Below are 26,939 nucleotides of genomic sequence, written 5' to 3'. Positions count from 1 at the left end.
TGTCTCCTCACCGGCTTTCCCAGGCTGCGACCAAGGTGCCGAAATTTTGCGCCATCCGTGTCGTCGCGACCTCATCGTCGATCGCGCCCGAAAGCCATGCACGCGCCACCTCGCCGAAGATGGTGCGCCCGACCGCGAAGCCCTTGACCGAGGCCGCCTCGCGCGAGCCCCGGAAGGCCTGCTTGATCGTCTCCTCCGGCGCGTCGAGCCCGAGCAGCAATACGCCGCGGCAATAGGGATCGTGCGTCGCGATCACGCCGTCGATCGCTTGCCAGGCGGCAGGCGAGGGCTGGGTTTCCAGCTTCCACCAATCGGGCCGGATGCCGATGGCATAGAGCCGTTCCATCACTTGCGCCGTGGCGTCGTCATGCAGCGGGCCGTGCTTGGAGGCGATGATCTCGACCAGCAATTCGCGCTCGACCTGCCGGCAGGCCAGCGCGACGCGCTTCAGCACGGCCTCCTGCACGGCCTTGAGCTCGGCGGGGTCGTCCGGGTGGTAGAAGCACAGGCATTTGGCGATGTGATCCACCGGCCATTCCGCCAGCGTCGCCCCCAAAGAGCCGGTCGCGTCCGTCTCGAGCTCCAACGGTCGCGAGCCGGGCAGTTCGAGCGGGCGCGCGATCCAGAAACCGTGGTCGCCGGCCCGGAACAGCGCTTCGCGGCCATGTTTGCCGTCGATCAGCATGCCGAAACCGGGCCGCCCGGCCGCGACACGCGCGGCGGCAGCGACCGCGAGCGTCTTGAAGGCGGCGATGCGTGCGCGCGGTGCGCCCACGGCGTCGGCCATGTCCTCCAGCTGGGCGCGATGGTCGATGGCGAGCGCCATGATACCGGCGGGTTGGGGACGGCGCGTCGTCGCCCAATGGATGTGGTTGATCTCGACGTCGTGGCGCAGCGCGCGATGCTGCGAGCCGTGCTTCAGGAAATATTGCAGCTCGGGGAAGGTCGGGCTTTCCGGCGAGCAGAGCAGTCGCGAGACCGCGAAGGCGCCGCAGGCATTGGCCCAGGCGCAACAGGTCTCGATCGGTTCATCCCGCAGAAAGCCGCGCAGGAAGCCGGACATGAAGGCATCGCCGGCGCCCAGCACATTATAGACCTCGACAGGGAAGCCCGGCCCCTTGATGCCGTCCTCGATCGAGGCGGGGATCGCGCCAGTGAAGACCACGCAGCCCATCGGCCCGCGCTTGCAGACGATGGTCGCAGTGCTCAAGCTGCGGATCGTGCGGATCGCGGTGAGCGTATCCTCGGAGCCGCCGGCGGCGTGGAGCTCCTCTTCGGTACCGACGATCAGGTCGCAGTCCGGCAGGATCTCCTGCAGGTGTCGCGTCACAGTGTCGGAACGGACATAGCGTTCCTCGCCGGCGGCATGGCCTGCCAGGCCCCAGAGATTGGGCCGGTAATCGACATCGAACACGACCTTGCGGCCATGCTTGCGGGCGAAGCGGATCGCCTTTTTCTGCGCGGCGGCGGCGTCGGGAATGGCAAAATGCGTTCCCGTCACGACGATCGCCTTGGCCGAGGCGATGAAGGCCTCATTGATCTCGCTCTCATGCAGGGCCGCATCGGCGCAGTCGCTGCGATAGAAGATCAGCGGAAAGGTCTTCTCGTCGCGCACGCCCAGGATCACCAGCGCGGTCAGGCGCTTGGGATCGGTGACGACACCTTTCGTCTCGACGCCTTCGCGTTCGAGCTGCTCGAGGATGAAGCGGCCCATCTGCTCGTCGCCGACGCGGGTGATCACCGCCGATTTCAGCCCGAGCCGGGCCGTGCCGATGGCGATATTGGTCGGGCAGCCGCCGACAGCCTTGACGAAGGTCCCCATATCCTCCAGCCGGCCGCCGATCTGCTGGCCGTAGAGATCGACCGAGGAGCGGCCGATGGCGATGACGTCGAGCGTCGTGTCGGAAGCGGCTGTCGGCATGTGAGGCCCTAGGTTCTATCGATCGAGGTCTGGGTCGGCCGAGAGGCCGGATTTCTCGGCGGTCGCGACGGCCAGCGTCATCGCCACCGCGAAGGTCGCGGCGACCGAGCGGAAGGCGCCGTAATCGGCCTCGGCGACCTCGAGCCAGAGGCGGCAATTTTCGGCCAGCGGGCTGAGCGCGCTATCGGTCAGGGCGAGCACGGGCACGCCGCGCTGATGCGCGGCTGCTGCGATCTCGACGGTCATGGCGGCATAGGGAGCGTAGCTCACCGCGAGCACGACGTCGCCGGGACCGGCGATCGCCGCCTGCTCGGGCCCCAGCCCCGCGACATTGTCGACCAGCACGGCGCGGATGCCGAGCTTGCCGAAGGCGTAGGCGAGATAGGAGACGACCGGGAACATGCGTCTGGCGCCGACCAGAACGATCGTCCGGGCTCCGGCCAGCAGGGTCACGGCGGCTTCGAGATCGGCAGGCCGGATCGCGGCCTTGACCTGCGTCAGCGAGGTTTCGCTGGCATGGACGAAGCCCTCCAGTAGCGCCACGGCACCGCCTGTCGCCGCTTGCGTGCCGCGCAGCGCCGCCAGCCGCTCGCGATGGTCGACGACCTGGCGACGCAGGCGCGAGCGGAAGACCTCCTGCATCTCGCTGAAGCCGGAATAGTCGAGAGCCTGGGCGAAGCGCACCAGGGTCGAGGCCTGCACGCCGGCGCGTTCGGCGATCTGAGCCGTCGAGCCGAAGGCCATATCGTCGAGATGGGCGAGGGCGTGGTCGGCGACCTGCTTCAGGCGTTTCGGCAGCATCGGTCGGCGCTGGCGCAGCAGCGCGACGAAGCCGTCAAAATCCTTGATCGGCGAGGCTGGCTGTGGCTCGGCTGGCATGCGTTTCCCGCTTGGGCGCGGCCTTGACTTCGTAAGCCGGCGGGCGGAATGTTTATTCCAATCTACGAGAAAAACAATCCACTCATATCAAAATGATGCGCATGGGAGCGTAACGCCAGGTGCCCAACCGTGATGCCTTCAGCAGGGATCTGACGGGCAAGGTCGCCATCATGACCGGTGCCAGCCAGGGGCTGGGCGAGGCAATTGCGCGCGAATTCGCGGCGCGCGGCATCGCCGGCCTGCTGCTGACCGGCCGCAACCGGGTGCGCGGCGAAGCCGTGGCGGCGTCGCTGCGTGGCGCGGCCTGCGATGTCCGTTTTCATGAGGCTGATCTCGCCGATCTCGACGCGGTGAAGGCGATCGTGCCGGCAGCCGAGGCCGCCTTCGGGCGCATCGACATCCTGGTCAATGCCGCAGGCGACACCGATCGCGGCACGATCCTCGACACGACGCCCGAGCTCTATGAGCGCATCATGGCGGTGAATCTGCGCGCACCGTTCTTCCTGATCCAGCGGGCGGCGGAGGCGATGGCACGGCTCGGTATCGAAGGCGCGATCGTCAACATCCAGTCGATGTCGGCTCATGGCGGTCAGCCTTTCCTCTCCGCCTACAGCGTTTCCAAGGCGGCGCTCGCCGCTTTGACCAAGAACGCCGCCTTCGGCCTGCTTGAGCAGCGCATCCGGGTCAACGGCCTCAATATCGGCTGGATGGCGACACCGGGCGAGGACGCGATCATGCGGCTGCGCCACGATGCAAGGGATGGCTGGCTCGACAAGGCGGCAAGCGGGCAGCCCTTCGGCCGGTTGATCGATCCGCGCGAAGTCGCCAAGGCGGTGGCCTATCTGGCGTCGGGCGAATCGGGCCTGATGACCGGCTCCAACATCGATTTCGACCAGACGATTCTTGGAGCGCACGACTGATCTTGGCGCGCATGATTGATGCGAGCCCGACGACACGAAGCTTGATCATAGGACAATGACGACAATGCGATTTGGATTGCTGGGCGCCGGGCGGATCGGCCGCATTCACGGGCTGAACGTCGCCGCGCGGGCCGATGCCGCGTTGGTCGCGGTCGCCGATGCCTCGAACGAGGCGGCCTCCGCGCTGGCGGCGGTGACGGGCGCGCATGTTGCCGGCATCGACGCCATTTTGGCCGATGCCAGCATCGACGCCATTCTGATCTGCACGCCGACCGACACCCATGCCGATCTCATCGAAGCGGCCGTCTCGGCCGGCAAGGCGGTATTCTGCGAGAAGCCGGTCGATCTCGATGCGCAGCGCATCCGCCGCTGCCTGAAGGTCGTCGCTCAGACCGGCAAGCCCTTGATGATCGGCTTCAACCGCCGCTTCGACCCCAGCTTCGCAGCGCTCGAACGCCGCCTGCGCGCAGGCGAGGCCGGCGCGATCGAGATCGTCAGCGTGATCTCGCGCGATCCCTCGCCGCCGCCGGTCGAGTATGTCTCTCGTTCGGGCGGGCTGTTCCGCGACATGATGATCCATGATTTCGACATGGCCCGCTTCCTCCTGGCCGAGGAGCCGGTCGAGGTTTTCGCGCTGGGCTCGGCGCTGGTCGATCCGGCGATCGGACAGGCCGGCGACGTCGACACCGCTGCCGTGCTGATGAAGACCGCCTCGGGGCGGATCGCGCAGATCTCGAATTCTCGGCGCGCCACCTATGGCTATGATCAGCGCATCGAGGTGCATGGCTCCAAGGGCATGCTGCGCGCCGGCAATATCCACGAGACCACGGTCGAGAGTGCGACCGTTGCCGGCTTCCGTGCCGACCCGGTGCAGAACTTCTTCCTCGAGCGCTATGCTGCCGCCTATCGCGCCGAGCTCGAGGCCTTCATCGCTGCCTGCCGGGGCGGAACGGCGGCAAGGCCGTCGGGTCTCGACGGCCTCAAGGCGCAGATCCTGGCCGATGCCGCCACGGAGTCGGCGCGCACGGGCAAGCCTGTCACTGTCGCGCTGGAGGCGAATTGACCATGTCGCCGGCCGAACTCGACCTTCGCCAATATGCCGTGCTCGGCCTCGTCACCGAGGCGAGCCGGATGGCGCTCGACTATTTCCGCAAGCGCGACAGCCTCGGCGTCACCATGAAGGGCGCGCAGGACTGGCTCACCGTCGCCGATGGCGCGGTCGAGGATTTTCTGCGCCAGCGCCTCGGCGTGCTGTTCCCGTCGGATGCCGTCATCGGCGAAGAGGGCGGCGGCGAGAATTCCGACGCAGTCTGGATCATCGACCCGATCGACGGCACCTCGAATTTCGCACGTGGCGACCGCAACTGGTGCATCTCGATCGGCTTCCTGCGCCAAGGCGTACCGGAGATCGGCATCATCGCGGCTCCGGCGCTGGACGAGGTCTATCTCGGCCGGCGCGGACGCGGCGCGACCATGAACGGCCAGCCGATCCGGGTTTCGGGGGCGAGTGACATCACGCGAGCCTATATCGAGATGGGCTGGTCGACGCGCATTCCCGCGGCCGATTATCTCGCCATGATCGGGCGCGGCCTGGCGGCCGGCGCATCGGTCAAGCGCTCCGGCTCCGGCGCGCTCGGGCTTTGCCATGTCGCGAATGGCCGCACCGAGGCCTATGTCGAATTGCACATCAATGCCTGGGACGTTGCCGCGGGTGTCGTCATCGCGGGCGAAGCCGGTGCCGTGCTCAATGATTTCTTCTCGGGGGACGCCATCGCCAAAGGCAACCCGATCCTGTGCAGCACGCCGGCGCTGGCCGACGCGCTGAGGGAGATCACGGGAATCTCTTAGCCAGCAACTGATCCGTTGATCTTTGCGCGAAAGCCGTCAGAGTTTAGCCAACGACAAAACAACGAACGAAACGTTCGACCAGGGAGGACGACCATGAAGACCCAATCCTGGCTTGCCGCCGGAGTGTTCGCCGCTGTTGCCGCCGCTTCGCCATTGGCAACCTCTCCAGCGAAGGCGCAAGGCGCGCTGGTGATGTATTGCGGCGTGCAGGAGGAGTGGTGCCGCGCCATGTCGACCGCCTTCGAGAAGGAGACCGGCATCAAGGTTGCGATGACGCGCAAATCGGCGGGCGAGATCTATGCCCAGCTCAAGGCGGAATCGGCCAATCCGCGTGGCGATATCTGGTGGGGTGGCACTGGCGATCCGCATCTCCAGGCGGCCGAGGAGGGGCTGACGCAGGAATATGAGTCGCCCGCCAACAAGGACCTGAACGACTGGGCGATCTCGCAATGGAAGGCCGCCAAGCAGCGCTCGATCGGCGTCTATGCCGGTGCGCTCGGCTTCGGCTTCAACACCCAGCAGATCAAGTCCAAGGGCATGGCCGAGCCGAAATGCTGGGCCGATCTGCTCGACCCCAAGCTCAAGGACGACGTCCAGGTCGCCGACCCCAACTCGTCGGGCACCGCCTATAACCTGCTCGCGACGGTGGTGCAGCTGATGGGCGAGGACAAGGCCTTCGCCTATCTCAAGGCCCTGCACAAGAACATCAATCAGTACACCAAATCGGGCGCCGCGCCGGCCAAGGCGACGAGCCTGGGCGAGACCGCCGTCGGCATCGTCTTCATCCACGACGCCGTCGTCTTCGCGGTGCAGGGCGATCCGATCAAGCCGGTCGCGCCCTGCGAGGGCACGGGCTACGAGATCGGCTCGATGTCGATCGTCAAGGGCGCGCGCAATCTCGACAACGCCAAGAAGTTCTACGACTGGGCGCTGACGCCCGCCGCGCAGGGGCTCGCCGGACCGGCGAAATCCTATCAGGTGCCGTCGAACAAGAATGCGCCGGTGCCGCCGCAATCGCCGAAGATGTCGGAGATGAAGCTGATCGACTACGACTTCGTCAAATACGGCTCCTCGGCCGAGCGCACGCGATTGCTCGCCAAATGGGACCGCGAGGTCAAGGCGCTGCCGAAGTAGGCGACGGGCCCTCGGGCGGAGACGGCTGACATGCGCCGCGCCACGCAACTCGTGCTCCTGATCGGCTGGCTCGGCTATGCCGCGCTGCCCTGGTATCTGCCCGAGGGCATGAGCCTGGTGCAGTTCGGCTGGCTCTCCGGCTATCCGCTCGGCAAGGCGGGCAGCGCGCTCGCGCTCGCTTTGTCCGGGGAAGCGCCCTGGCTGCTGCCGATCGGGGCGGCCCTCCTGGTGGCAACGGCGTTCTGCCGCGGCGCTGATTCCGGCAAGGTGGCGCGTGTCCTCGTCGTGGCCGGCGCTGCGGGGCTAGCGGTGTTCTTCCTGCAGGGCTTCGGCATTGTCCTCAAGGGCTCGGCCGCCGGCTGGGCCACGGCATTGTTCGGCGCGGACGTCGCGCAGGGCGGCATGGGCGGCGGCGCCTTCCTGACGGTGCTCTCGCTGCTGCTCCTGACCTGCCATGGCCTGGCCTATCGCGGCTATTGCCGGGGCGACCTGTTCACCACCTCGGCCATCGGCATCGTCGTCTTGCTGATCGGGCTGTTCATCTTCTGGCCCGTCATGGTCATCCTGAAGAGCGCGCTGGTCGATCAGAACGGCCATGTCGCGCTCTCGGCCTTCTCCGACAGGTTCTTCAGCGCCACGATCTGGGGGCTCGGCTGCGTCTCCGGCGGCACCAGTTGCGGCGTTGCCTGGAACACGCTGATCCTGGCCGTGCTGACCGGGGTGATCACGACCCTGCTCGGTCTTGCCTGCGCGCTGCTGCTCCAGCGCACGGCGATGCCCGGCAAGCGCCTGATGCGGGCGCTGACGGTGCTGCCGATCATCACGCCGCCCTTCGTGATCGGGCTCGCGCTGATCCTGCTCTTCGGCCGTTCCGGCTTCTTCACCGGGATCATGGCGGACTGGTTCGGGATTCCGCGCTCGCGTTGGATCTACGGTTTGCCCGGCGTGCTGCTGGCGCAGGTTCTCGCCTTCGCGCCGATCGCCTTCCTCGTCCTGATCGGCGTGGTCCAGGGCATCAGCCCGAGCCTGGAGGAGGCGTCGCAGACATTGGGGGCCGGCCGCTGGCAGACCTTCTCGACTGTGACCTGGCCATTGCTGCGACCCGGCATCGCCAACGCTTTCCTGCTCGGCTTTGTCGAGAGCATGGCCGATTTCGGCAATCCGCTGGTGCTTGGCGGCAATTTCGAGGTGCTCTCGACCAAGATCTTCTTTGCTGTCGTCGGCGCGGCCTATAATCAGGGCCAGGCGGCGGTGCTCGCCATGGTGCTGCTTGCCTTCACGCTCGGCGCCTTCTGGCTGCAGCAGGGCTGGCTCGGCGGCAAATCCTACACGACCGTGACGGGCAAGGGCGATGCCGGCCTGCCGACGCCGTTGCCGCGCCGGGTGACCTGGCTTGCGGGGCTGGCCGTCGCGCCCTGGGTGGCGCTCACGCTGGTGATCTATCTCGTCATCCTCGTTGGCGGCTTCGTCAAGACGATGGGCCGCGACTACACGCCGACGCTGGAGCATTACCGCACCGGCTTCGCGATCGATTTCAGTCGCGGGATCTTCTTCGAGGGCGCGGCCTGGAACTCCTTCTTCACGACGCTGAAGGTCGCGGCGATCTCGGCGCCGCTGACGGCGCTGATCGGCCTGCTCACCGCCTATCTGCTGACGCGGCAGAAATTCAGCGGGCGCGGCACCCTGGAATTCGCGACGATGCTCTCCTTCGCCATTCCCGGCACGGTGCTCGGCGTCGCCTATATCCTGGCCTTCAACGTGCCGCCGATCGAGATCACCGGCACCGGGCTGATCCTGATCATCGCCTTTGTCTTCCGCAACATGCCGGTCGGCGTGCGCTCGGGCATCGCGGGCCTGTCGCAGATCGACAAGAGCCTGGACGAGGCCTCGACGACGCTGCGCGCCCGCAGCTTCACCACGCTCTGGCGCGTCGTGCTGCCGCTGCTTCGCCCGGCGCTGGTTGCGGCGCTGGTCTACAGCTTCGTACGCAGCATGACCGCCGTCAGCGCGGTGATCTTCCTGGTCTCGGCCGAGTACAACCTTGCCACCGCCTATATCGTCGGCCGGGTCGAGGCCGGTGAGTTTGGCCTCGCCATCGCCTATTCCTCGGTGCTGATCGTGGTCATGGCCGCCGGCATCGGGCTGATCCAGCTCGGCGTCGGCGAACGCAAGCTCGGCCGGCGCAAAGTCGGCCGGCACAAGGTCGTCGCACTCTCCGGCTCGGTCTCCGATCCCATCAGTCAAGGAGCAGCAAGTTGACGAAGGCCGGCCCCGCATCCGTCGAGTTCCGCAATGTCAGCATGCGCTATGGCGCGGTGACGGCCGTCGACGATGTCAGCTTCGCCATCGAGGCCGGCAAGCTCGTCACCCTGCTCGGCCCCTCCGGCTGCGGCAAGACCACGACGCTACGCATGATCGCCGGGCTCGAGATCGCCAGCGCCGGTCAGATCCTGATCGGCGGCAAGGATGTGACGCGGCTTTCGGCCGCCGATCGCGACGTCAGCATGGTGTTCCAATCCTATGCGCTGTTTCCGCATATGAGCGTGCTGGAGAATGCCGCCTATGGCCCGACCGTGAAGGGGCTGGGCAAGGATGTGGCACGCGAGATGGCGCTGTCGAAGCTTGCACTTGTCGGCCTGAAAGGTTTCGAGAACCGCTATCCGTCCGAGCTCTCCGGCGGGCAGCAGCAGCGCGTCGCGGTGGCGCGCGCATTGGTGCTGGAGCCGCAGGTGCTGCTCTTCGACGAGCCGCTCTCCAATCTCGACGCGAAACTGCGCCGCCGGGTCCGCGAGGAGATCCGCGAATTGCAGCAGAGTCTCAACCTGACGGTCGCCTATGTCACCCATGATCAGGAGGAGGCGCTTGCCGTTTCCGACCGCATCATCGTGATGTCGAATTCGCGCATCGCGCAGGAAGGCGCGCCGCGCGAACTCTATGAGGAGCCGGCCAATGCCTTCGTCGCCGATTTCATCGGCGACGCCAATCTGATCGACGTGACGATCCGCTCCGTCGCGGCGGGGCGCGCCGATGTCGCGATCGGCTCGGCCAGCGTCTCCTTGCCGGCGCGTGGGCTTGGGCCGGGGCCGGCCCGGATCGCGGTACGGCCGGAGAGCCTGATCCTGTCGGAGGCGACGGGCGAGGGGCTGCCCGGCACGATCCGCAAATGCACCTATCTCGGCAACCACCTCGACATCATCGTCCAGACCGAGGCCGCCGATCTCTTCGTGGTGCAGTACGGCGCCCGCCCGATGCTGGCCGAGGGCGCGCCGGTGAAGCTCAGCTTCGCGAATTCGGGCGTGACGCTGATCCCGCCGGGCTGAGCCAGCCGAGCGATCAGCCCAGCCGCGCGGTCGCGATCACGCGCCAATCGGCGATCGGGATATCCTGGCCCGAACGCACCACGCAGAGCCGGTCGAAGCTGATGGCTCGCCCTTTCAGCCTCCGCCCGACCTCATCTGCCACTGCGGCCTTCAGCTCTGGCGCGACCGGGCCGTAGAGCAGCGAGACATGCGGTATGAAGGCCTCTGCCGCCTGCACGTCCAATCGCTGTTTCAGCTGCGCCAGCGGTGCGCTGACCGCGAAGCGCGCATAGAACGAGCGGAAATAGGCTTCGCTCGTCTCGATCGCGGCGATCTCTTCCGCAAAGCTCGCAACCGCGCCGGCCGCTTCCGCGATCGCGGCTTCGAGCGTTGCTATGGGCAGGTCGGTGTCGCCCTTCACCGTCAGATGCGGCGCGAAGAGCGGTGTGTCGAAGCGGCGCGACAGCTCCGTAACCACCTCCGTCAGCAGCGTCTCGTCATCGGTTTTCGGCAGCAGCCAGATGGAGTGGATCAGGGGTGTCATCAGAGGTTCACAAACCTATTGCACACGGCCGGAGACGGGCGTTATATTTATTCCAAGCGTATCAGAAATTGGAAGAGACGTTCCAATCATTCTGAAAAAGATCGCGGCAAGGGAGACGGCGTTTTGCCAACGGAATTGCAGCACGGGCCGCAAAGCGGCGCGGCCATCGCCGTGCGCGACCTTCACGTCGCCTATGGCGGCACGCGGGTGCTGCACGGCGTCAGCCTCGATTTCACGCCCGGCAGCTTCACCGCGCTCCTCGGCTCGTCGGGCTGCGGCAAGACCACGCTTTTGCGCTCGCTGAGCGGCTTCGTGCCGGTCGAATCCGGCTCGATCATCGTCGGCGGCAAGGATGTCGCCGCGCTGCCACCGGAGAAGCGCGGCATGGCGATGGTGTTCCAGTCCTATGCGCTATGGCCGCATATGACCGTGCTGCAGAACATCGGCTACGGCTTGAAGCTGCGCGGCGCCTCGAAGGCGCAGATCGCGACCAAGGTCGCCGCCATGCTCGAATTCCTCGGCCTTGCCGGCTATGAGAGCCGCAAGGTCACGGCGCTCTCGGGCGGCCAGCGCCAGCGCGTCGCGCTCGGCCGGGCGCTCGCCATCGATCCGGGCATCCTGCTGCTCGACGAGCCATTATCCAATCTCGACGCCAAGATCCGCATGACGATGCGCCATGAGATCCGGGCGATCCAGCAGCGTCTGGGCCTGACCGCCGTCCATGTCACGCATGATCGCGAGGAGGCCATGACCATGGCCGACCGGCTCGTCATCATGCAGGCGGGCAGGATCGCGCAGGTCGGCACGCCCGAGGAGGTCTATGACCACCCGGCGACCGCCTTCGTCGCCAATTTCATGGGCGCCGAGAACGTCCTGCCGCTGCGCGTCGAGCGCTCCGAGCAGGGCGCATCTCTCAGTGCTGGTGACGCGACTGCCCACATCGCAGCGGGGCCGTCCAACACTGTGCCCGCCGGTGACGCTGTCGCCTATTTTCGCGACGACGTCGCGCGGCTTGACGCCAGCGACGCGACCTCGGTCGACGATCTGATCGTGCCGGGACTGATCGCCGCGCGCGCCTATCCAGGCGGCGTCTATCGCTACCGGGTCGAGGCGGCAGGCCGCCAGATCACGGTCGACGACGCCGACCGCCACGAACTCGGAACCAAAGTTGGCCTGCGCATCCCGCTGCAGCGCCTCCACATCTTCCCGGCATCCGAGGCCGGGACGATCGCCGCCTGACCAAATCGACCCACCCAGGAGTCAGACCCATGCGCTTCCTCTCCATTGCCTGTTCGCTCGCGGCGCTGATGGCGGCATCACCGCTCGCCGCCCAGACCCTGAACGTCGCCACTGCCGGCGACCAGAACATGGTCGACTACGTGAAGGACTATCTCGGGCCGATGTTCGAAAAGTCCCATCCCGGCGTGAAGGTGGTTTCCGTCGGTACCGGCGCCGGCGATTCCGGCTCGCAGAAGATCTATGAGAAGCTCGACGCGCAGAAGAGCGCGACGACGACCGATTTCGATGTCGTCGTCATCCACCAGAAGGCCGCCGGCACGATGGTGAAGGAAGGCCTGCTCGCCAAATACACCGACAAGGTCGACACGGCGAAACTCGTCTCCAGCGAATCCGCGAAGAACGCGCTCGGCGCCGACGTCTCGGGCTTCGTCATCCCGATGTTCCAGTCGCAGACCGCGCTCGCCTATAATGCCGATCTGCTCAAATCCCCGCCGAACACCTTCGTGGAGCTGCGCGACTGGGCCAAGAAGAACCCAAAGCAGTTCGGCTATAACGGCATCAAGGGCGGCATGTCCGGCGTCGCCTTCGTCGCCGGCTGGGTCTACGCCTTCGGCGGCGACGCCGACAAGCTGATCAAGGGCCCCTATGATCCGGCCGTGAAGGCGTCCTGGGACGGCGCTCTCGCCGATCTCAAGGAGTTCAACAAGTCGGTCGTCATCACGCCGGGCAATGCCGGCACGCTCGACATGCTCAACCGCGGCGAGATCGCGATGGGGCCGGTCTGGGTCGACATGTTCTATTCCTGGCAGGCCGACGGCAAGCTGCCGCCGAACATGAAGCTCAAGCTCGCTTCTCCGGGCATGCCGGGACAGCCGATGTATTATGCGGTGCCGGAGAAGACCGCCAACCGCAAGCTCGCCGAGGAGTTCATCGCGCTCGCCACCAGCCCGCAGGTGCAGGCGGACGGCATCGTCAAGAAGTTCAACTGGTATCCGGGCATCGATGCCAAGAACCTCGAGGGCAAGCTCGACCAGGCGGCCTGGAACAAGCTCTTCACCGACATCACCCCGAGCGACCTCTCGAAGAACGCCAAGGCCTTCCCGATCGCGCCCTACTTCAACGACATCCTCGAAGGCTACGAGAAGAAGGTCTCGAACTGACGGTCGAGTCCACCACCGGCCCGGCTTGACGCCGGGCCGCCCGTCCTCGCGATCGGCGCCTGTCCATGCTCTCCCAACGCCAACTGGCGCTGATCCTCATCGCGCCCGGCCTTCTCCTGGTCGCTGCGCTGTTTCTCTACCCGCTCGGCTTCTCGCTGATCTCGGCCTTCACCAAGCCGGACGGCTCGCTGACGCTGGACTGGTTCGCCAAGGCCTATGAGCTGTATTCGACCGACATCGTCTTTACGGTGGTGATCGTGCTGGCGTCCTGCGGGCTGACCGCGCTTGCCGCGATCGTCATCGCCGGCACGCTGACATTGGGCGAGAATCCCTGGATCGTCGGCACGCTCAAGGCGCTCTATCGCTGGCCGCTCTTCATCCCCTTCATCGTCGCGGCGCAGTGCATGCGCACCTTCCTCGCCAAGAACGGGCTGATGAACAACACCTTCGTCTCGCTAGGCTTGATGGAGCCGCTGAGCGCCGTGAGCTATCTCGACTGGCGCGGCATCATCGCGACCTTCGTCTGGAAGCAGACCCCTTTCGTCGCGCTGCTGCTCGCCGGCGCGCTTGCCTCGATCGACCGGGCGACGCTGGAGGCCGGCCGCAATCTCGGCGCCTCGCGTGTTCGCGTGCTCATCGAGCTGGCGCTGCCGCAGGTGATGCCGACGCTGCTCGTCGCGCTCGTGCTGTCCTTCGTGACGATGCTCTCGGTGCTCTCCGTGCCGATGATGGTCGCGGGCTCGCAGCCGACCATGCTGACGGTCGACATGGCCTTCCGCATCAACTCCTACGGTGACTACGCCACGGCGAATGCGCTTGGCGTCATCACCTATCTGATCAGCGCAGGCGCCGCGATCCTCTACCTCAAGCGCGGCCTGTCGAAGGAGGCGGCGCCATGATCCGTCTCGCCTCGACCGCCCGGGCGACGCTTGCTGCCGCGCTGCTCGCCGCCTTCGCCTTCGTGCTGATCGGCCCATTGGCCAATCTCGCGCTCTGGTCGGTCGCCGAGCGCTGGTACACGCCGTTCAAGCTGCCGGTGACCTATGGCACGCGCTATTGGGAGCAGGTCTTCCGCCCGACCGGCGACGCGATGGCCTCGCTCGGCACCTCGGTCTGGATCGCCGTGCTGACGGTCGTCGTCGCGCTCGCTCTGTCGATCCCGGCGGGCTATGCGCTGGCGCGCTTGAAGCTGCCGATGCGGGCGCTGTTCATGGTGATGTTCCTGCTGCCGCAGGCTTTTCCTCGGTCGCGATCTACATCAATGTCGCGCGGGTGTTCTACCAGATCGGCATCAACGGCACGGTCTTCGCCGTCGTTCTCGTCCATGCCGCCCATGGCCTGGTCTATTCCGTCTGGATTGCGGCGGCGGCTTTCGCGGCGGTCGACAAGGATCTCGAACTTGCCGCCCGCAATATCGGCGCCTCGCCCTTGCGCGCCTTCTTCACGGTAACGCTGCCCTTGGCTGCGCCCGGCATCATCGCCAGCGGCATCTTCGTCTTCCTGGAGTCGCTCGACGAGTTCACCGGCACCTTCTTCGTCGGCGTGCCGCAGGTCACGACGCTGCCGCTCCTGCTCTACAACGCGGCGATGGGCGGCAATTATCAGGTCGCCTCGATCACGGCGCTGATCCTGCTCGTTCCCTCCGTGCTGTTCATGCTGTTCATCGAGCGCTTCCTGCGCGCCGATGTGCTGGCCAAGGTCGGCGCCTGACAGCGCGGCCGTGGATGCCGCGCCCCGCGTCTAAGCGGGCCGTCCTGATCTGGAACCACATCCCATCATCCCGGGCGCCCGAAGGGCGTCCCGGATCCATCGGAGGGCTCGTCGCTCTACGATGGATTCGGGGCGTCGCTGCGCGAAGCCCGGGATGACGGCGCGTTTTCCAGCCAAGACAACAGCTCTTCATCCAGGTCTCTTGACGGAGCAATAATATGGCATACCATAATCTCATTCTCGAGGCGGGTCGCTTGAGAGGAGAGGGAAGTGGGCTTGGAACTGCGCAAGATCGTCACCTTCACGGAGGACACTTTCATCGAGGGCGGCCGTGAGGCTGCGCGGCCGCTGCGCCTGTTCGCGGCGGCAGCAGTTCTGCGCAATCCCTGGGCGGGCCGCGGTTTCGTCGAGGATCTGAAGCCCGAGATCCACGCCGTCGCGCCGGTTCTGGGCGAGCGATTGACGGCCGAGATCCTGCGGATGACTGGCGGCGGCGAGGCGGTCGAAGGCTACGGCAAGGCCGCGATCGTCGGCACCTCCGGCGAAATCGAGCACGCTTCGGCGCTGATCCACACGCTCCGCTTCGGCAATCATTTCCGCAAGGCCGTCGGCGCGAAGAGCTATCTGAGCTTCACCAATACGCGCGGCGGGCCGAATTGCCCGGTGGTCATCCCGCTGATGCACAAGGCCGATGAGGGCATGCGCTCGCATTACCTCACGATCCAGTTCGGCATTCTCGACGCGCCCGCTCCCGACGAGATCGTGGTGGCGCTCGGTGCCTCCATCGGCGGACGGCCGCATCATCGCATCGGCGACCGCTACCAGGATCTCAAGGATCTGGGCGGCACGGATGTCTGAGCGGGGCGCAATCTCCTACCAGGACCGGACGGGAGCCCCCGCGCGGGCGGCCTTCGTCCGGCGCGGCAGGGGTGCGCCCGTCCTTCTCGTACATGGCGTCGGCATGCAGGCATCGGTCTGGGCGGACCAGATCGAGGAATTGTCGAAGCGCTACGATGTCGTCGCCGTCGACATGCTCGGCCATGGCGGCTCCAGCCTGCCGCCGGCGGATGCGCGGCTTTCCGACTACGCCGACGCGTTGCTCGCGCTCATCGACGGCCTCGGCCTTCGGAAGGTGCATCTCGTCGGCCATTCCATGGGCGCGCTGGTCTCGCTGGAATTCGCCTTGTCGCACCCATCGCGGCTGGCGAGCGTGACGGCGATGAACGCCACCTTCTGCCGCACGCCGGAGCAGCGCGAGGCGATCGCGCAGCGCCTCGCGGCGCTCGAGGACGCGGCCGCTCCCCCTGCTTGGGCCGCCACGATCATGCGCTGGTTCGGAGACCCCGTCCCGGCCTCGTGGAGCCGTGCGGCGGCGACGGTGCATGCGCTTCTCGATGCGGTCGATCCGGTCGGCTATGCGCGGACCTACCGCCTGTTTGCGACCTCGGATGCGGCCCATCGCGAGCGTCTTGCCGGGCTTACCGTGCCGGCCCTGTTCATTACCGGCGAAGGTGACCCCAACTCGACCCCCGAGATGTCCCTGGCGATGGCGCGGCTTGCGTCCGGCAGCCGGGCCGAGATCGTGCCCGGCGAGCGCCATATGATGAGCCTGACCGCGCCCGGAGAGATCAACCGGCGGCTGCTTGCCTTCGTCGCGCAGGCCGAGGCGGCGCGGGCCGCGGGGCCTGCGGAGCCCGCCGCTTTCGACAAGGGCGCCTTCCGCAAGGCGCTCGGCAGCTTCCTGACCGGCGTCACCGTGGTGGCGACGCTCCAGGAAGATGGCGAGCCGCGTGGCTTCACCGCCAACTCCTTCACCTCTGTTTCGCTCGACCCGCCGCTGGTCCTGGTCTGCATCGCCAAGACGGCATCGAGCTGCCCGGTCTTCTCGAAAGCCGGCCATTTCTCGGTGAATATCCTGGCCGAGAGCCAGGCCGATATCTCCAATCTGTTCGCGACCAGGAGCGCCGACAAATTCGCCAGGACCGCCTGGCGCAAGGGCCCGGTGGGCAGCCCGATCCTGAACGACGTCGCAGCCTGGTTCGATTGCCGGCAGCATCAGCTGATCGAGGCCGGCGACCACGTTATCCTCATTGGCGAGGTGATGGGCTTCGACCATGCGCCGGCCAATCCGCTCGGCTATTGCCGGGGCGCGCATGTGGCGTTCGGCCTGTCGCTCGACAGCTTCTCCGCGAAGGGCGGCCGGATGCGCGTCGGCGCGATCCTGGAGCATGAGCGCGCGATCCTGTTCGTCGCGGGCGAGGGCGGGCGGCTCGAGCTGCCGGAAGGCGCCTCGCTCGGTGCGGGCGGCGATCCGGCGAGCCTGTCCGGGCGCATGAATCATCTCGGCATCAAGGCCGATCTCGGCTTCCTCTTCGCCGTGTTCGAGGATCGCGAGGCGCCGGGCGCGACCTCGATCTATTATCGCGGCAGGCTTCTGGAGATGCCGGAGCCGTCGGGGGCGGCGCGTCTCGTGCCGTTCGACGAGATTCCGTGGGACCGGCTCCGCGATGAGGCGATCCGCTCGATGCTGCGCCGCTATGTCCGTGAGCGCAGCGAGGACAGCTTCGGCGTCTATGTCGGCGACACCGAGAGCGGCACGGTCCAGACGCTGGCAAAATCACCGACCAAGCCGTTGGCGCAATCGGTCTAGACGAAAGGCGGCGCGATGAAATTCTCCCTTTTCGTCCATATGGAGCGGGCCGACCCAGCCAAGTCGCATCGCGAGCTCTTCGAGGAGCTGGAGGAGCTCGTCCTGATCAGCGAGGCGGCCGGTTTCGAGACGGCCTGGATCGGCGAGCATCACGGGATGGAGTTCACCATCGCGCCGAATCCCTTCGTCCAGCTCGCCTATCTCGCGGCGAAGACGACGCGCATTCGGCTTGGCACCGGCAATGTGGTGGCGCCGTTCTGGCACCCGATCAAGCTCGCGGGCGAGGCGGCGCTGACCGATGTCGCGACGAATGGGCGCCTCGACCTCGGTATTGCGCGCGGGGCCTATTCCTTTGAGTACGAGCGCCTTGTCCCGGGCCTGGATGCCTGGGGCGCGGGCCAGCGCATGCGCGAGCTCGTACCGGCGGTGAAGAAGCTGTGGGCGGGCGACTATGCCCATCAGGGCGAGTGCTGGTCCTTCCCCGAGACGACCTCTTCGCCCAAGCCGGTGCAGGCGGAACTGCCGGTCTGGATCGCGGCGCGCGACCCCAACAGCCATGATTTCGCAGTCGCGAATGGCTGCAACGTCCAGGTGACGCCGCTCGCCTCGGGCGATGGCGAGGTGGCGACCCTGATGGGGCGCTTCGAGGCCGCCGTCGCCAACCATCCCGAGGTCAAGCGCCCAAAGATCATGCTGCTGCAGCACACCTTCGTCTCCGACAGCCCGGCTGAGACCGAGGAATTGTCGCAAGCGCTGAGCGATTTCTACGCCCTGTTCGGCGCCTGGTTCCAGAACAAGCGCCCGATCCGGCAGGGCATCATGGCGCCGCTCGATGCCGAGGAGCGCGCGGCGATGCTGCCCGCCTATCGGCCGGAAGCTGTTGCCAAGAACCTCGTCATCGGCGAGCCCGACGCCGTGATCGCGCGGCTGAAGGCCTATGAGGCGCTCGGCTTCGACCAGTTCTCGATCTGGATCGATAGCGGCCTGCCGCATGCGCGTAAGAAGAAGTCGCTCGATCTCTTCATCCGGCATGTCTTGCCGGCCTTTCTCTGACGGAGAGCGTCGATGACCCTGCCGCGGTTCCAGCTCTATATCGACGGCGCCTTCGTCGATGCGGCGGAGGCTTTTGAGAGCCTCGACCCGGCGACCGGCACAGCCTGGGCGCTGATGCCGGCGGCGGGGGAGGCCGAGATCAATCGCGCCGTCGAGGCGGCGGACCGCGCCTTCCATGACCCGGCCTGGGCCGGGCTGACCGCGACCCAGCGCGGCAAGCTGCTGATGAAGCTCGGCGATCTCGTCGCCCAGCATGCGGGGCGCCTGGCCGAGCTGGAGACGCGCGACACCGGCAAGATCATTCGCGAGACGCGCGCGCAGATCGGCTACGTCGCCGATTACTACCGCTATTTCGGTGGCCTTGCCGACAAGATCGAAGGCGCGCATCTGCCGATCGACAAACCGGATATGGAGGTTTTCCTGCGTCGCGAGCCGATCGGCGTCGTCGCCGCGATCGTGCCGTGGAACTCGCAGCTCTTTCTGTCCGCCGTGAAGCTTGGGCCCGCGCTTGCGGCCGGCTGCACCGTCGTGCTGAAGGCCTCCGAGGATGGGCCAGCGCCGCTGCTCGAATTCGCCCGGTTGATCGATGCGGCGGGCTTTCCCAAAGGCGTCGTCAATATCGTCACCGGCTTCGGCGAGCCCGCCGGGCGCGCTCTGACGAGCCATCCGAAGGTGGCGCGCGTCGCCTTCACCGGCGGGCCGGCGACAGCGCGCCAGGTGGTGCGCAACACGGCGGAGAACCTGGCACATGTGACGCTGGAGCTTGGCGGCAAATCGCCCGTCCTGGTCTTCGCTGATGCTGATCTCGACAGCGTCTCCAACGCCATCATTGCCGGCATCTTCGCGGCGACCGGCCAGAGCTGCGTCGCTGGCTCGAGGCTTTATGTCGAGCGCCCGGCGCATGATCGCCTGGTCGCCATCCTCGCCAGCAAGGCAGCGAAGATCCGCATTGGCGACCCGCAGGATGAAGCGACGGAGATGGGCCCGCTCGCGACCGCGCGCCAGCGCGCGCATATCGAGGACAACCTTGCCCGTAGCGTCGCCGCTGGGGCGCGGGTGATGTGCGGCGGCGGGCGCCCAGTCGGCCGTGAGGCGGGCTGGTTCTTCGCCCCGACCATCGTCTCGGCGGCGGACAACACCGTTCCTTGCGTCGCTGAAGAGCTCTTCGGCCCGGTGCTCAGCGTCCTCTCTTTCGACAGCGAGGAGGAGGCGATTGCACTCGCGAACGATACGCGGTTCGGGCTGGCGTCGGGCGTCTTCACCACGAGCCTCACCCGGGCGCATCGCGTCACGCGCCGCCTGCGGGCGGGCATCGTCTGGGTCAATACCTATCGGGCGGTCTCGCCGATCGTGCCCTTTGGCGGTTACGGCCAGTCCGGCCTCGGGCGCGAGGGCGGCTCGGAATCGGTGCGCGACTACACGCGCACGAAATCGGTCTGGATCCGCACCTCCGACGATCCGGTCCCCGACCCCTTCGTGATGCGCTGAGGGGAGGGGCTGCGATGATCTACGAAATGCGGACCTACCGCCTGAAGACCGGGACAGTGCCGGCCTATCTGAAGCTCGTCGAGGACGAAGGCATCGCCGTCCAGAAGAGCCATCTCGGCGCGCTCGTCGGCTACTTTTTCTCCGAGATCGGGCCGCTGAACCAGATCGTGCATGTCTGGGCCTATGCCAGCCTCGATGATCGCGAGGCGCGCCGCGCAGCGCTTGCCGCCGACCCACGCTGGCAGGCCTTTCTCCCGAAGATCCAGTCGCTCATCGAAACCATGGAGAACCAGATCCTGAAATCAGCGCCGTTCTCGCCGCTGAAATAGGACGCCACGACGCCTGCCGAACAACCAAACAAAACAGGGGAATGAACATGAAGGCTTGCACACTCATTGCCGCGAGCATGCTCGCGATCAGCGCGGCACTGTCGGGAGTAGGATCTGCCTCCGCGCAGGACAGCATGGTGTTCACGAGCTGGGGCGGCACCACCCAGGAGGCTCAGAAGAAGGCCTGGGCCGAACCCTTCACCGCGTCATCGGGCATTGCCGTCAAGCAGGATGGGCCGACGGACTACGGCAAGTTCAAAGCTATGGTCGAGAGCGGCAATGTGGCCTGGGATGTCGTCGACGTCGAAGGCGATTTTGCGGTTGCGGCTGCCAAGGCCGGCCTGCTCGAGCCGCTCGATCCGGCCTTGACTGGGAGCGGCGAGCTCGATCCCCGCTTCAGCTCCGCCCACCATGTCGGCAGTTTCTATTATTCCTTCGTGCTCGGCTTCAACAAGGCCAAGCTCGGCGGCAAGGAGCCCAAGGTCTGGGCCGACCTGTTCGACACCAAGGCTTTCCCGGGCAAGCGCACCTTCTACAAATGGTCGGCGCCGGGCGTCCTCGAGATCGCGCTGCTGGCAGACGGCGTCAAGCCGGACAAGCTCTACCCGCTCGATCTCGACCGCGCCTTCAAGAAGCTCGACACCATCAAGCCGAATATCGTCTGGTGGAGCGGCGGCGCACAGTCGCAGCAGCTCCTGGCCTCGGGCGAAGCCCCGCTCGGCATGTTCTGGAACGGCCGGATCTTCGCCATCCAGGCCGAGAACCCGCAGGTCGGCCTGTCCTGGGAAGAGAACCTGACGGCGGCCGACGTGCTCGTCATTCCCAAGGGCGCCAAGAACAAGGCGGCGGCGATGAAGTTCCTCGCGGCGGCGAGCTCGGCGCAGGGCCAGGCCGATATGGCGGTCAAGACCGGCTACGCCCCGACGAACCTCAAATCGGCGGCGCTGATGGACCCTAAGGTGGCCGCGACCCTGCCTGACAAGTTCACCACCTCGCAGATCAATCTCGACATGGCCTATTGGGCCGCCAATCGGGACGAGATCGGCAAGCGCTGGTACGAGTGGCAGGCCAAGTAAGCCCCGCGCCTGTCACGCCCGCAAAGCCGGTGAGATCATGACGACGGTGCCCACGCCATCGCTCGCAGGCGAGGCCGATCTCTCGCCCGAGCCCCGCCATCTGGCGGGGCTCGGAGCGGTTGCGCCTGCCTTGGCATTGCTGGCGCTGTTCTTCGTTATACCCGTGGTCGCGCTGCTGCTGCGCAGCGTCCTGGAGCCGCAACCGGGCCTGCAGAACTATGCCGAGGTGTTCGGCTCCACGACCTATCTGAAGGTCTTCGGCAACACCTTCCTGGTGGCGGGGCTCGTCACGCTCGTCACCTTGCTGCTCGCCTTTCCGGTCGCCTGGTTCCTGGCCGTTGCGCCCAGGCGTTGGTCCACCTTGCTGTTTGGCGTCATTGTCTTGTCGATGTGGACGAACCTGCTGGCGCGCACCTATGCCTGGATGGTGCTGCTGCAGGGCACGGGCATCATCAACCGCATGCTGATGCAGATCGGCGTGATTTCCGAGCCACTTTCGCTGATCAACAACCTCGTCGGCGTCACCATCGGCATGACTTACATCATGCTGCCCTTCATGATCCTGCCGCTGCACGCCACGATCCGGACGCTCGATCCCACGGTGTTCCAGGCGGCGTCCCTGTGCGGGGCGAGCCGGTTTCAGGTCTTCCGGCTGGTCTTCGCGCCGCTCGTCGCATCGGGCGTCGCTGCGGGCGTGCTGATGGTCTTCGTCATGTCGCTCGGCTACTTCGTCACGCCCGCGCTGCTCGGCGGAACCTCCAACATGATGCTGGCCGAGCTGATCGCGCAGCTGGTGCAGTCGCTGCTCAACTGGGGGCTGGCGGGAGCGGCGGCCCTCGTCCTGCTCGTGGTGACGCTCGCCATCTATGCGGTGCAGTTCCGCTATTTCGGCTTCGGTGGCGGGGAGGCGAGGTAGGCCATGCTGCTCGATTTCGATCGTCTCGGCTGGCTGCGCTATGCCCTTGGCCTTGTCGCCGTGCTTGTCGGCCTGTTCCTGCTCCTGCCGATCCTGCTGATCGTCGCTTTGTCCTTCGGCTCCTCGCAATGGCTGCAATTCCCGCCGCCGGCCTGGACGCTGAAATGGTATGGCCAGCTCTTCGCCGATCCGGAATGGCTGACCTCCTTCTTCGTCAGCCTCAGGATCGCGCTGACCGTCATGGTGCTCTCGACCGTCATCGGCCTGATGGCGTCGTTCGGGCTGACGCGCGGGCGTTTCCCGGGGCGCGAACTGGTCCGTGCCTTGTTCTTGACGCCGATGGTCTTGCCGGTCGTGGTACTGGCGGTGGCGCTTTATGCGCTGTTCCTGCGGATCCAGCTCAACGGCACCTTCATCGGCTTCGTCATCGCCCATCTGGTGGTGGCGCTGCCATTCGCGATCATTTCGATCTGCAATGCGCTGGAGCGCTTCGATACGGCGATCGAGGATGCCGCGATCATCTGCGGCACGAGCCCGCTGGAGGCCAAGCTGCGGGTGACGATCCCTTCGATCCGGCTTGGCGTGTTCGGCGCGGCAATCTTCTCGTTTCTGGCATCCTGGGACGAGGTCGTCATCGCCATCTTCATGGCGAGCCCCGACCTCCAGACCTTGCCCGTGCGGATCTTCTCGACGCTGCGGCAGGATCTCTCGCCGGTCATCGCCGCCGTATCCTCGATCCTCGTCGGCTTCACCGCGGTGCTGATGCTGCTCGCCGCCTTCCTTCGCAAGGACAAACCCTCATGACGACGACCCCCTTCCTGTCCATCAGGGGCGTCGCCAAGCGCTATGGCGCAGTCGCGGCGGTGGAGGATGTTTCGCTGGATATCGCTGAGGGCGAATTCGTCACATTCCTGGGGCCCTCAGGCTCCGGCAAGAGCACGACGCTCTATGTCATCGCCGGGTTCCAGGCACCGTCGGCCGGCGATGTGTTGCTGCGTGGAAGCTCGCTGCTGCGGGTGCCGTCGAACAAGCGCAATATCGGCATGGTCTTCCAGCGCTACACGCTGTTTCCGCATCTGAGCATCGCCGACAACATCGCCTTTCCGCTCAAGGTCCGGCGTCGCTCGAAGGCGGAGATCGACGCGCGGGTTCAGGCCATGCTCAGGCTCGTGCGATTGGAGCGCTATGCGGAGCGCATGCCGGCGCAGCTCTCCGGCGGCCAGCAGCAGCGCGTGGCCCTGGCTCGCGCCCTGGCCTATGACCCGCCATTGCTCTTGATGGACGAGCCGCTTTCCGCGCTCGACAAGAAATTGAAGGAAGAGATCCAGTTCGAGATCAAGCGCATCCATAACGAGACCGGGGTAACGATCCTCTATGTCACGCATGATCAGGAGGAGGCGCTGCGCCTGTCCGACCGCGTCGCCTTGTTCAACAATGGCCGGATCGAGCAGGTCGGGTCCGGCCGCGACCTTTACGATGCACCCGCCACGCATTTCGTCGCGGGCTTCATCGGCAATTCCAACTTCCTGCCGGCCAAGGTCGCATCCGCGAGCGGGGCCGCCTTCGAGGCGGTTCTGCCTGATGGCTCGCGGCTTCCGGGGCTTACCGGTGCGAGCCTTGCCGGTGCGAGCCTTGCTGGCGCGGGTCTCAAGGCCGGGGACGATGTCGCGATCATGGTCCGGCCGGAGCGTCTCACGATCACCCGGGGCGACGACATGGCGGCAGGGCTGGTTCCGGCCACTGTCACCGCGACGACCTTCCTCGGCGATGTCGTACATGTCCTGACGCGCACGAGCTGGGGCGGCGAGGTCTCGATCCGCTTGCCCTGCGACGGCTTCAGGGGCCAGCCGCCGCAAACCGCGGACAAGGTCCGCCTCGGCTGGCCGGCGGGAGCCGCCCGCATTTACAGCGCACCCTGAGAGCCGGAAGGCGGGCCGAGACCCGCCAACGTCATTGCGAGCGCAGCGAAGCAATCCAGGGGGCTCGCATTGCGGCCTCGGATTGCTTCGCTGCGCTTGCAATAATGAGAGCGGCCCGAGAAAGCCGCTCCGCCCTCAGCAGTCGAGCGTCACGTCACGCTCCCACTGGGTGAGATGGCGTGCGTAGTCGTTCCATTCCTGGTGCTTGAGCTTGAGATAGGCGGGCACGAAGGCGCCAAGGCCTTCCTTCAGGACCTCCGAAGCTTCGAGCGCGCGCAGCGCGTCGAGCATGTTGAGCGGCAGCTTCTTGACGCCCTCGACCAGGTGGCCGTCCGTGTACATGTTGATGTCGAGGCGCTTGCCGGGATCGCGCTTGTGGCGGATGCCGTCGAGGCCGGCGGCGACGATGCCGGCTTGCAGGAGATAGGGGTTGGCCGCGCCGTCGGGCAGCCGCAATTCGAACCGCCCGCCCTCGGGAATGCGGATCATATGGGTGCGGTTGTTGCCGGAATAGGTCACGGTGTTGGGCGACCAGGTCGCGCCAGAGGTCGTGCGCGGCGCGTTGATGCGCTTGTAGGAGTTCACCGTCGGGTTGAACAAGGCGCAGAGCGCGTCGGCCGAATGGATCACGCCGCCGATGAAGTGATAGCCGAGCTGTGAGACGCCGAGCTCGCCGGCCTCGTCCTCGAACAGGTTGCGCTCGCCGTTCCAAACCGAGACATGGGCGTGGCAGCCGCTGCCGGTCAGGTTCAGGAACGGCTTTGGCATGAAGGTCGCCCGCAGGCCGTGCTTCTCGGCGATCGATTTCGCCATGTATTTGAAGAAGGAATGGCGGTCGGCGGTGACGAGCACCTCGCCGAAATTCCAGTTCATCTCGAACTGGCCGTTCGCGTCCTCATGGTCGTTCTGGTAGGGCTTCCAGCCAAGCGCCAGCATCGCGTCGCAGAGTTCGGCGATGACGTCGTATTGGCGCATCAGGGCCGACTGATCGTAGCAGGGCTTGGTCTGCTTGTCGGCGCTGTCGCAGACTTCGAGGCCGTCGGGCGTCGTCAGGAAGAACTCGCATTCGACGCCGGTCTTGATCGTATAACCATGGGCGGCGGCGTCCTTGACCAAGCGCTTGAGCAGGTTGCGCGGGGCCTGCGCCACCTCCTTGCCGTTCATCCACAGATCGGCCGCGAGCCAGCCGACCTCCGGCTTCCAGGGCAGCTGGATCAAGCTGTCGGGATCGGGCACCGCGAAGAGATCGGGGTCGGCCGGCGTCATGTCGAGCCAGGTCGCGAAGCCGGCAAAGCCGGCGCCGCTCTTCGCCATGCCGTTGATGGCACTGGCGGGAACCAGTTTTGCGCGCTGGACGCCGAACAGATCAGTGTAGGAGATCAAGAAATACTTGATGCCGCGCTCCTTGGCGGCGGCGGCGAGATCAACGGTCATTCAGTTCCCCATTCCTTAAACGATAAGGGCCGCCTCGTTGGACGGCCCCCTCAATGGCTTTCAGAACCCGGCGCTGCCGGGAATCCAGTTGGTGCCGGCCAGCGGCACGCGCGCCATGGCGGCGGCTTCCACGGTCAGCGCCACGAGATCCTCCGGCTCCAGATTATGGACATGGCTCTTGCCGCAGGCGCGCGCGATGGTCTGCGTTTCCAACGCCAGGACGGAGAGGTAATTCGCCAATCTGCGCCCGGCCTTGACCGGGTCGAGACGCGCAGCGAGCTCGGGATCCTGCGTCGTGATGCCGGCGGGATCGCGCCCCTCATGCCAGTCGTCATAAGCGCCGGCCGTGGTGCCGAGCTTGGCGTATTCCGCTTCCAGCCGCGGGTCGTTGTCGCCGAGCGCGATCAAGGCCGCAGTGCCGATCGCAACCGCATCGGCGCCGAGCGCCAGCGCCTTGGCGACGTCGGCGCCGGTTCTGATGCCGCCGGAGACGATGAGCTGGACCTTGCGATGCATACCGAGATCCTGCAGCGCCTGCACGGCCGGGCGGATGGCCGCCAGGATCGGCAGGCCGACATTCTCGATGAAGACCTCCTGCGTCGCCGCCGTGCCGCCCTGCATGCCGTCGAGCACCACGACATCGGCGCCGGATTTCACGGCAAGCGCGGTGTCGTAATAGGGCCGGCTGGCGCCGACCTTCACATAGATCGGCTTCTCCCAATCGGTGATCTCGCGCAGCTCCTCGATCTTGATCTCGAGATCATCGGGGCCGGTCCAGTCCGGGTGGCGGCAGGCCGAGCGCTGGTCGATGCCTTCCGGCAGATTGCGCATCCTGGCGACGCGCGGGGAAATCTTCTGGCCGAGCAGCATGCCGCCGCCGCCGGGCTTGGCGCCCTGGCCGATCACGATCTCGATCGCGTCGGCCTTGCGCAGATCGTCCGGGTTCATGCCGTAGCGCGAGGGCAGGTACTGGTAGACCAGTGTCTGCGAGTGGCCGCGTTCTTCGGGCGTCATGCCGCCATCGCCCGTCGTCGTCGAGGTGCCGACGATCGTCGCACCGCGCCCGAGCGCCTCCTTGGCCGGTCCCGACAAGGCGCCGAAGCTCATTCCGGCGATCGTGATCGGGATCTTCAGATGGATCGGCTTCTTGGCGAAGCGGGCGCCGAGCACGACATCGGTGCCGCATTTCTCGCGATAGCCTTCGAGCGGGTAGCGCGAGATCGAGGCGCCCAGGAAGAGCAGGTCGTCGAAATGCGGCAGCTTGCGCTTCGCCCCGCCGCCGCGGATGTCGTAGATGCCGGTCGCGGCAGCGCGCTGGATCTCCGAGATCGTGTGCGGATCGAAGGTCGCGGAGAAGCGCGGCGTGGTCTGCGCGGTCGCTGGCATGTCGATAAGCGGTGCAGCCGGCATGGGCTTGAGT

Annotated in this window: 23 protein-coding genes and 1 pseudogene; 19 read left to right on the top strand and 5 right to left on the bottom strand. The window is 66.2% G+C overall.

Translation table 11 applies throughout. The features are described from left to right. Positions 1-7 precede the first annotated feature (7 nt). Together RMR04_RS25150 and RMR04_RS25145 are read right to left on the bottom strand one after the other, a co-directional pair. Entirely contained in the window at positions 8-1,921 is a 1,914-nt protein-coding gene (locus RMR04_RS25150; protein WP_311911202.1) for a bifunctional 5-dehydro-2-deoxygluconokinase/5-dehydro-2-deoxyphosphogluconate aldolase, read from the bottom strand. Positions 1,922-1,936: 15 nt separating this feature from the next. Further along, positions 1,937-2,800 (bottom strand): MurR/RpiR family transcriptional regulator, encoded by an 864-nt coding sequence (locus tag RMR04_RS25145; RefSeq protein WP_311911201.1) that lies wholly within the window; start codon positions 2,798-2,800, stop codon positions 1,937-1,939. Positions 2,801-2,970: 170 nt separating this feature from the next. On the opposite strand from RMR04_RS25145, the gene RMR04_RS25140 reads away from it, so the two are divergent. From RMR04_RS25140 to RMR04_RS25115, 6 genes are all read left to right on the top strand, one after another. Continuing rightward, positions 2,971-3,720 (top strand): SDR family oxidoreductase, encoded by a 750-nt coding sequence (locus tag RMR04_RS25140; RefSeq protein WP_311915939.1) that lies wholly within the window; start codon positions 2,971-2,973, stop codon positions 3,718-3,720. Between the two features lie 55 nt (positions 3,721-3,775). Beyond that, entirely contained in the window at positions 3,776-4,783 is a 1,008-nt protein-coding gene (gene iolG, locus RMR04_RS25135) for an inositol 2-dehydrogenase (protein ID WP_311911200.1), read from the top strand. A gap of 2 nt (positions 4,784-4,785) precedes the next feature. After that, the gene (locus RMR04_RS25130; RefSeq protein WP_311911199.1) at positions 4,786-5,568 is read left to right on the top strand and encodes an inositol monophosphatase family protein; all 783 of its coding nucleotides are present in this window, start codon (positions 4,786-4,788) and stop codon (positions 5,566-5,568) included. Positions 5,569-5,661: 93 nt separating this feature from the next. Further along, positions 5,662-6,702 (top strand): ABC transporter substrate-binding protein, encoded by a 1,041-nt coding sequence (locus RMR04_RS25125; protein ID WP_311911198.1) that lies wholly within the window; start codon positions 5,662-5,664, stop codon positions 6,700-6,702. A gap of 30 nt (positions 6,703-6,732) precedes the next feature. Continuing rightward, on the top strand, positions 6,733-8,961 hold the full coding sequence (locus RMR04_RS25120; protein ID WP_311911197.1) for an ABC transporter permease: 2,229 nt from the start codon (positions 6,733-6,735) through the stop codon (positions 8,959-8,961). A gap of 41 nt (positions 8,962-9,002) precedes the next feature. Beyond that, positions 9,003-10,022 carry an ABC transporter ATP-binding protein gene (locus RMR04_RS25115; protein WP_410492287.1) on the top strand — a complete coding sequence of 340 codons (1,020 nt, stop codon included), beginning with the start codon at positions 9,003-9,005 and terminating at the stop codon, positions 10,020-10,022. Positions 10,023-10,035: 13 nt separating this feature from the next. Here RMR04_RS25115 and RMR04_RS25110 read toward each other — a convergent pair whose 3' ends face one another. Continuing rightward, positions 10,036-10,545, bottom strand: a complete 510-nt coding sequence (locus RMR04_RS25110; protein WP_311911195.1) for a 2'-5' RNA ligase family protein — start codon at positions 10,543-10,545, stop codon at positions 10,036-10,038. Positions 10,546-10,668: 123 nt separating this feature from the next. Here RMR04_RS25110 and RMR04_RS25105 point away from each other — a divergent pair, with 123 nt between their 5' ends. The 13 genes and pseudogenes from RMR04_RS25105 to RMR04_RS25045 all read left to right on the top strand — a co-directional run bounded on the left by RMR04_RS25105 (position 10,669) and on the right by RMR04_RS25045 (position 24,085). Beyond that, positions 10,669-11,784 carry an ABC transporter ATP-binding protein gene (locus RMR04_RS25105; RefSeq protein ID WP_311911194.1) on the top strand — a complete coding sequence of 372 codons (1,116 nt, stop codon included), beginning with the start codon at positions 10,669-10,671 and terminating at the stop codon, positions 11,782-11,784. A 29-nt stretch (positions 11,785-11,813) separates the two neighbouring features. After that, positions 11,814-12,944: an ABC transporter substrate-binding protein gene (locus RMR04_RS25100; RefSeq protein WP_311911193.1), complete on the top strand. Its 1,131-nt coding sequence runs from the start codon at positions 11,814-11,816 to the stop codon at positions 12,942-12,944. Positions 12,945-13,009: 65 nt separating this feature from the next. Continuing rightward, positions 13,010-13,843, top strand: coding sequence for an ABC transporter permease (locus RMR04_RS25095; protein ID WP_311911192.1), 834 nt, complete (start codon positions 13,010-13,012; stop codon positions 13,841-13,843). After that, positions 13,840-14,654, top strand: a pseudogene (locus RMR04_RS25090) (ABC transporter permease). Before RMR04_RS25095 ends, RMR04_RS25090 begins: the two are co-directional and overlap by 4 nt. Positions 14,655-14,924: 270 nt before the next feature. Beyond that, positions 14,925-15,512 (top strand): amino acid synthesis family protein, encoded by a 588-nt coding sequence (locus RMR04_RS25085; protein ID WP_311911191.1) that lies wholly within the window; start codon positions 14,925-14,927, stop codon positions 15,510-15,512. Next, the gene (locus RMR04_RS25080) at positions 15,505-17,304 is read left to right on the top strand and encodes an alpha/beta fold hydrolase (RefSeq protein WP_311911190.1); all 1,800 of its coding nucleotides are present in this window, start codon (positions 15,505-15,507) and stop codon (positions 17,302-17,304) included. Before RMR04_RS25085 ends, RMR04_RS25080 begins: the two co-directional genes overlap by 8 nt. Before the next feature lie 15 nt (positions 17,305-17,319). After that, on the top strand, positions 17,320-18,357 hold the full coding sequence (locus tag RMR04_RS25075) for an LLM class flavin-dependent oxidoreductase (protein ID WP_311911189.1): 1,038 nt from the start codon (positions 17,320-17,322) through the stop codon (positions 18,355-18,357). A gap of 18 nt (positions 18,358-18,375) precedes the next feature. Continuing rightward, positions 18,376-19,845 carry an aldehyde dehydrogenase gene (locus RMR04_RS25070; protein ID WP_311915938.1) on the top strand — a complete coding sequence of 490 codons (1,470 nt, stop codon included), beginning with the start codon at positions 18,376-18,378 and terminating at the stop codon, positions 19,843-19,845. 14 nt (positions 19,846-19,859) lie between these two features. Then, a complete protein-coding gene (locus RMR04_RS25065; RefSeq protein WP_311911188.1) occupies positions 19,860-20,174 on the top strand; it encodes an NIPSNAP family protein in 315 nt (104 codons plus the stop codon). Positions 20,175-20,221: 47 nt separating this feature from the next. Continuing rightward, positions 20,222-21,250 (top strand): ABC transporter substrate-binding protein, encoded by a 1,029-nt coding sequence (locus RMR04_RS25060; RefSeq protein ID WP_311911187.1) that lies wholly within the window; start codon positions 20,222-20,224, stop codon positions 21,248-21,250. Between the two features lie 37 nt (positions 21,251-21,287). Next, positions 21,288-22,166 carry an ABC transporter permease gene (locus tag RMR04_RS25055; RefSeq protein WP_311911186.1) on the top strand — a complete coding sequence of 293 codons (879 nt, stop codon included), beginning with the start codon at positions 21,288-21,290 and terminating at the stop codon, positions 22,164-22,166. A gap of 3 nt (positions 22,167-22,169) precedes the next feature. Beyond that, positions 22,170-22,970, top strand: coding sequence for an ABC transporter permease (locus RMR04_RS25050; RefSeq protein WP_311911185.1), 801 nt, complete (start codon positions 22,170-22,172; stop codon positions 22,968-22,970). After that, positions 22,967-24,085, top strand: coding sequence for an ABC transporter ATP-binding protein (locus RMR04_RS25045; protein WP_311911184.1), 1,119 nt, complete (start codon positions 22,967-22,969; stop codon positions 24,083-24,085). Before RMR04_RS25050 ends, RMR04_RS25045 begins: the two co-directional genes overlap by 4 nt. Positions 24,086-24,220: 135 nt before the next feature. Here RMR04_RS25045 and glnT read toward each other — a convergent pair whose 3' ends face one another. Then, positions 24,221-25,519: a type III glutamate--ammonia ligase gene (gene glnT, locus RMR04_RS25040; protein WP_311911183.1), complete on the bottom strand. Its 1,299-nt coding sequence runs from the start codon at positions 25,517-25,519 to the stop codon at positions 24,221-24,223. Positions 25,520-25,579: 60 nt separating this feature from the next. Next, on the bottom strand, positions 25,580-26,905 hold the full coding sequence (locus RMR04_RS25035; protein ID WP_311915937.1) for an FMN-binding glutamate synthase family protein: 1,326 nt from the start codon (positions 26,903-26,905) through the stop codon (positions 25,580-25,582). Positions 26,906-26,939 lie beyond the last annotated feature (34 nt).

The organism is Bosea sp. 685 (genome assembly GCF_031884435.1).
Taxonomy (GTDB): domain Bacteria; phylum Pseudomonadota; class Alphaproteobacteria; order Rhizobiales; family Beijerinckiaceae; genus Allobosea.
The sequence above is the reverse complement of the archived record's forward strand: the minus strand, read 5'-3'. Positions and strand labels throughout refer to the sequence as shown.

Coding starts and splice junctions, on each gene's coding strand:
- RMR04_RS25150 (WP_311911202.1), bottom strand. CDS start 1,921: ATGCCGACAGCCGCTTCCGACACGACGCTCGACGTCATCGCCATCGGC.
- RMR04_RS25145 (WP_311911201.1), bottom strand. CDS start 2,800: ATGCCAGCCGAGCCACAGCCAGCCTCGCCGATCAAGGATTTTGACGGC.
- RMR04_RS25140 (WP_311915939.1), top strand. CDS start 2,971: ATGACCGGTGCCAGCCAGGGGCTGGGCGAGGCAATTGCGCGCGAATTC.
- iolG (WP_311911200.1), top strand. CDS start 3,776: ATGACGACAATGCGATTTGGATTGCTGGGCGCCGGGCGGATCGGCCGC.
- RMR04_RS25130 (WP_311911199.1), top strand. CDS start 4,786: ATGTCGCCGGCCGAACTCGACCTTCGCCAATATGCCGTGCTCGGCCTC.
- RMR04_RS25125 (WP_311911198.1), top strand. CDS start 5,662: ATGAAGACCCAATCCTGGCTTGCCGCCGGAGTGTTCGCCGCTGTTGCC.
- RMR04_RS25120 (WP_311911197.1), top strand. CDS start 6,733: ATGCGCCGCGCCACGCAACTCGTGCTCCTGATCGGCTGGCTCGGCTAT.
- RMR04_RS25115 (WP_410492287.1), top strand. CDS start 9,003: ATGCGCTATGGCGCGGTGACGGCCGTCGACGATGTCAGCTTCGCCATC.
- RMR04_RS25110 (WP_311911195.1), bottom strand. CDS start 10,545: ATGACACCCCTGATCCACTCCATCTGGCTGCTGCCGAAAACCGATGAC.
- RMR04_RS25100 (WP_311911193.1), top strand. CDS start 11,814: ATGCGCTTCCTCTCCATTGCCTGTTCGCTCGCGGCGCTGATGGCGGCA.
- RMR04_RS25095 (WP_311911192.1), top strand. CDS start 13,010: ATGCTCTCCCAACGCCAACTGGCGCTGATCCTCATCGCGCCCGGCCTT.
- RMR04_RS25080 (WP_311911190.1), top strand. CDS start 15,505: ATGTCTGAGCGGGGCGCAATCTCCTACCAGGACCGGACGGGAGCCCCC.
- RMR04_RS25075 (WP_311911189.1), top strand. CDS start 17,320: ATGAAATTCTCCCTTTTCGTCCATATGGAGCGGGCCGACCCAGCCAAG.
- RMR04_RS25065 (WP_311911188.1), top strand. CDS start 19,860: ATGATCTACGAAATGCGGACCTACCGCCTGAAGACCGGGACAGTGCCG.
- RMR04_RS25060 (WP_311911187.1), top strand. CDS start 20,222: ATGAAGGCTTGCACACTCATTGCCGCGAGCATGCTCGCGATCAGCGCG.
- RMR04_RS25055 (WP_311911186.1), top strand. CDS start 21,288: ATGACGACGGTGCCCACGCCATCGCTCGCAGGCGAGGCCGATCTCTCG.
- RMR04_RS25050 (WP_311911185.1), top strand. CDS start 22,170: ATGCTGCTCGATTTCGATCGTCTCGGCTGGCTGCGCTATGCCCTTGGC.
- RMR04_RS25045 (WP_311911184.1), top strand. CDS start 22,967: ATGACGACGACCCCCTTCCTGTCCATCAGGGGCGTCGCCAAGCGCTAT.
- glnT (WP_311911183.1), bottom strand. CDS start 25,519: ATGACCGTTGATCTCGCCGCCGCCGCCAAGGAGCGCGGCATCAAGTAT.
- RMR04_RS25035 (WP_311915937.1), bottom strand. CDS start 26,905: ATGCCAGCGACCGCGCAGACCACGCCGCGCTTCTCCGCGACCTTCGAT.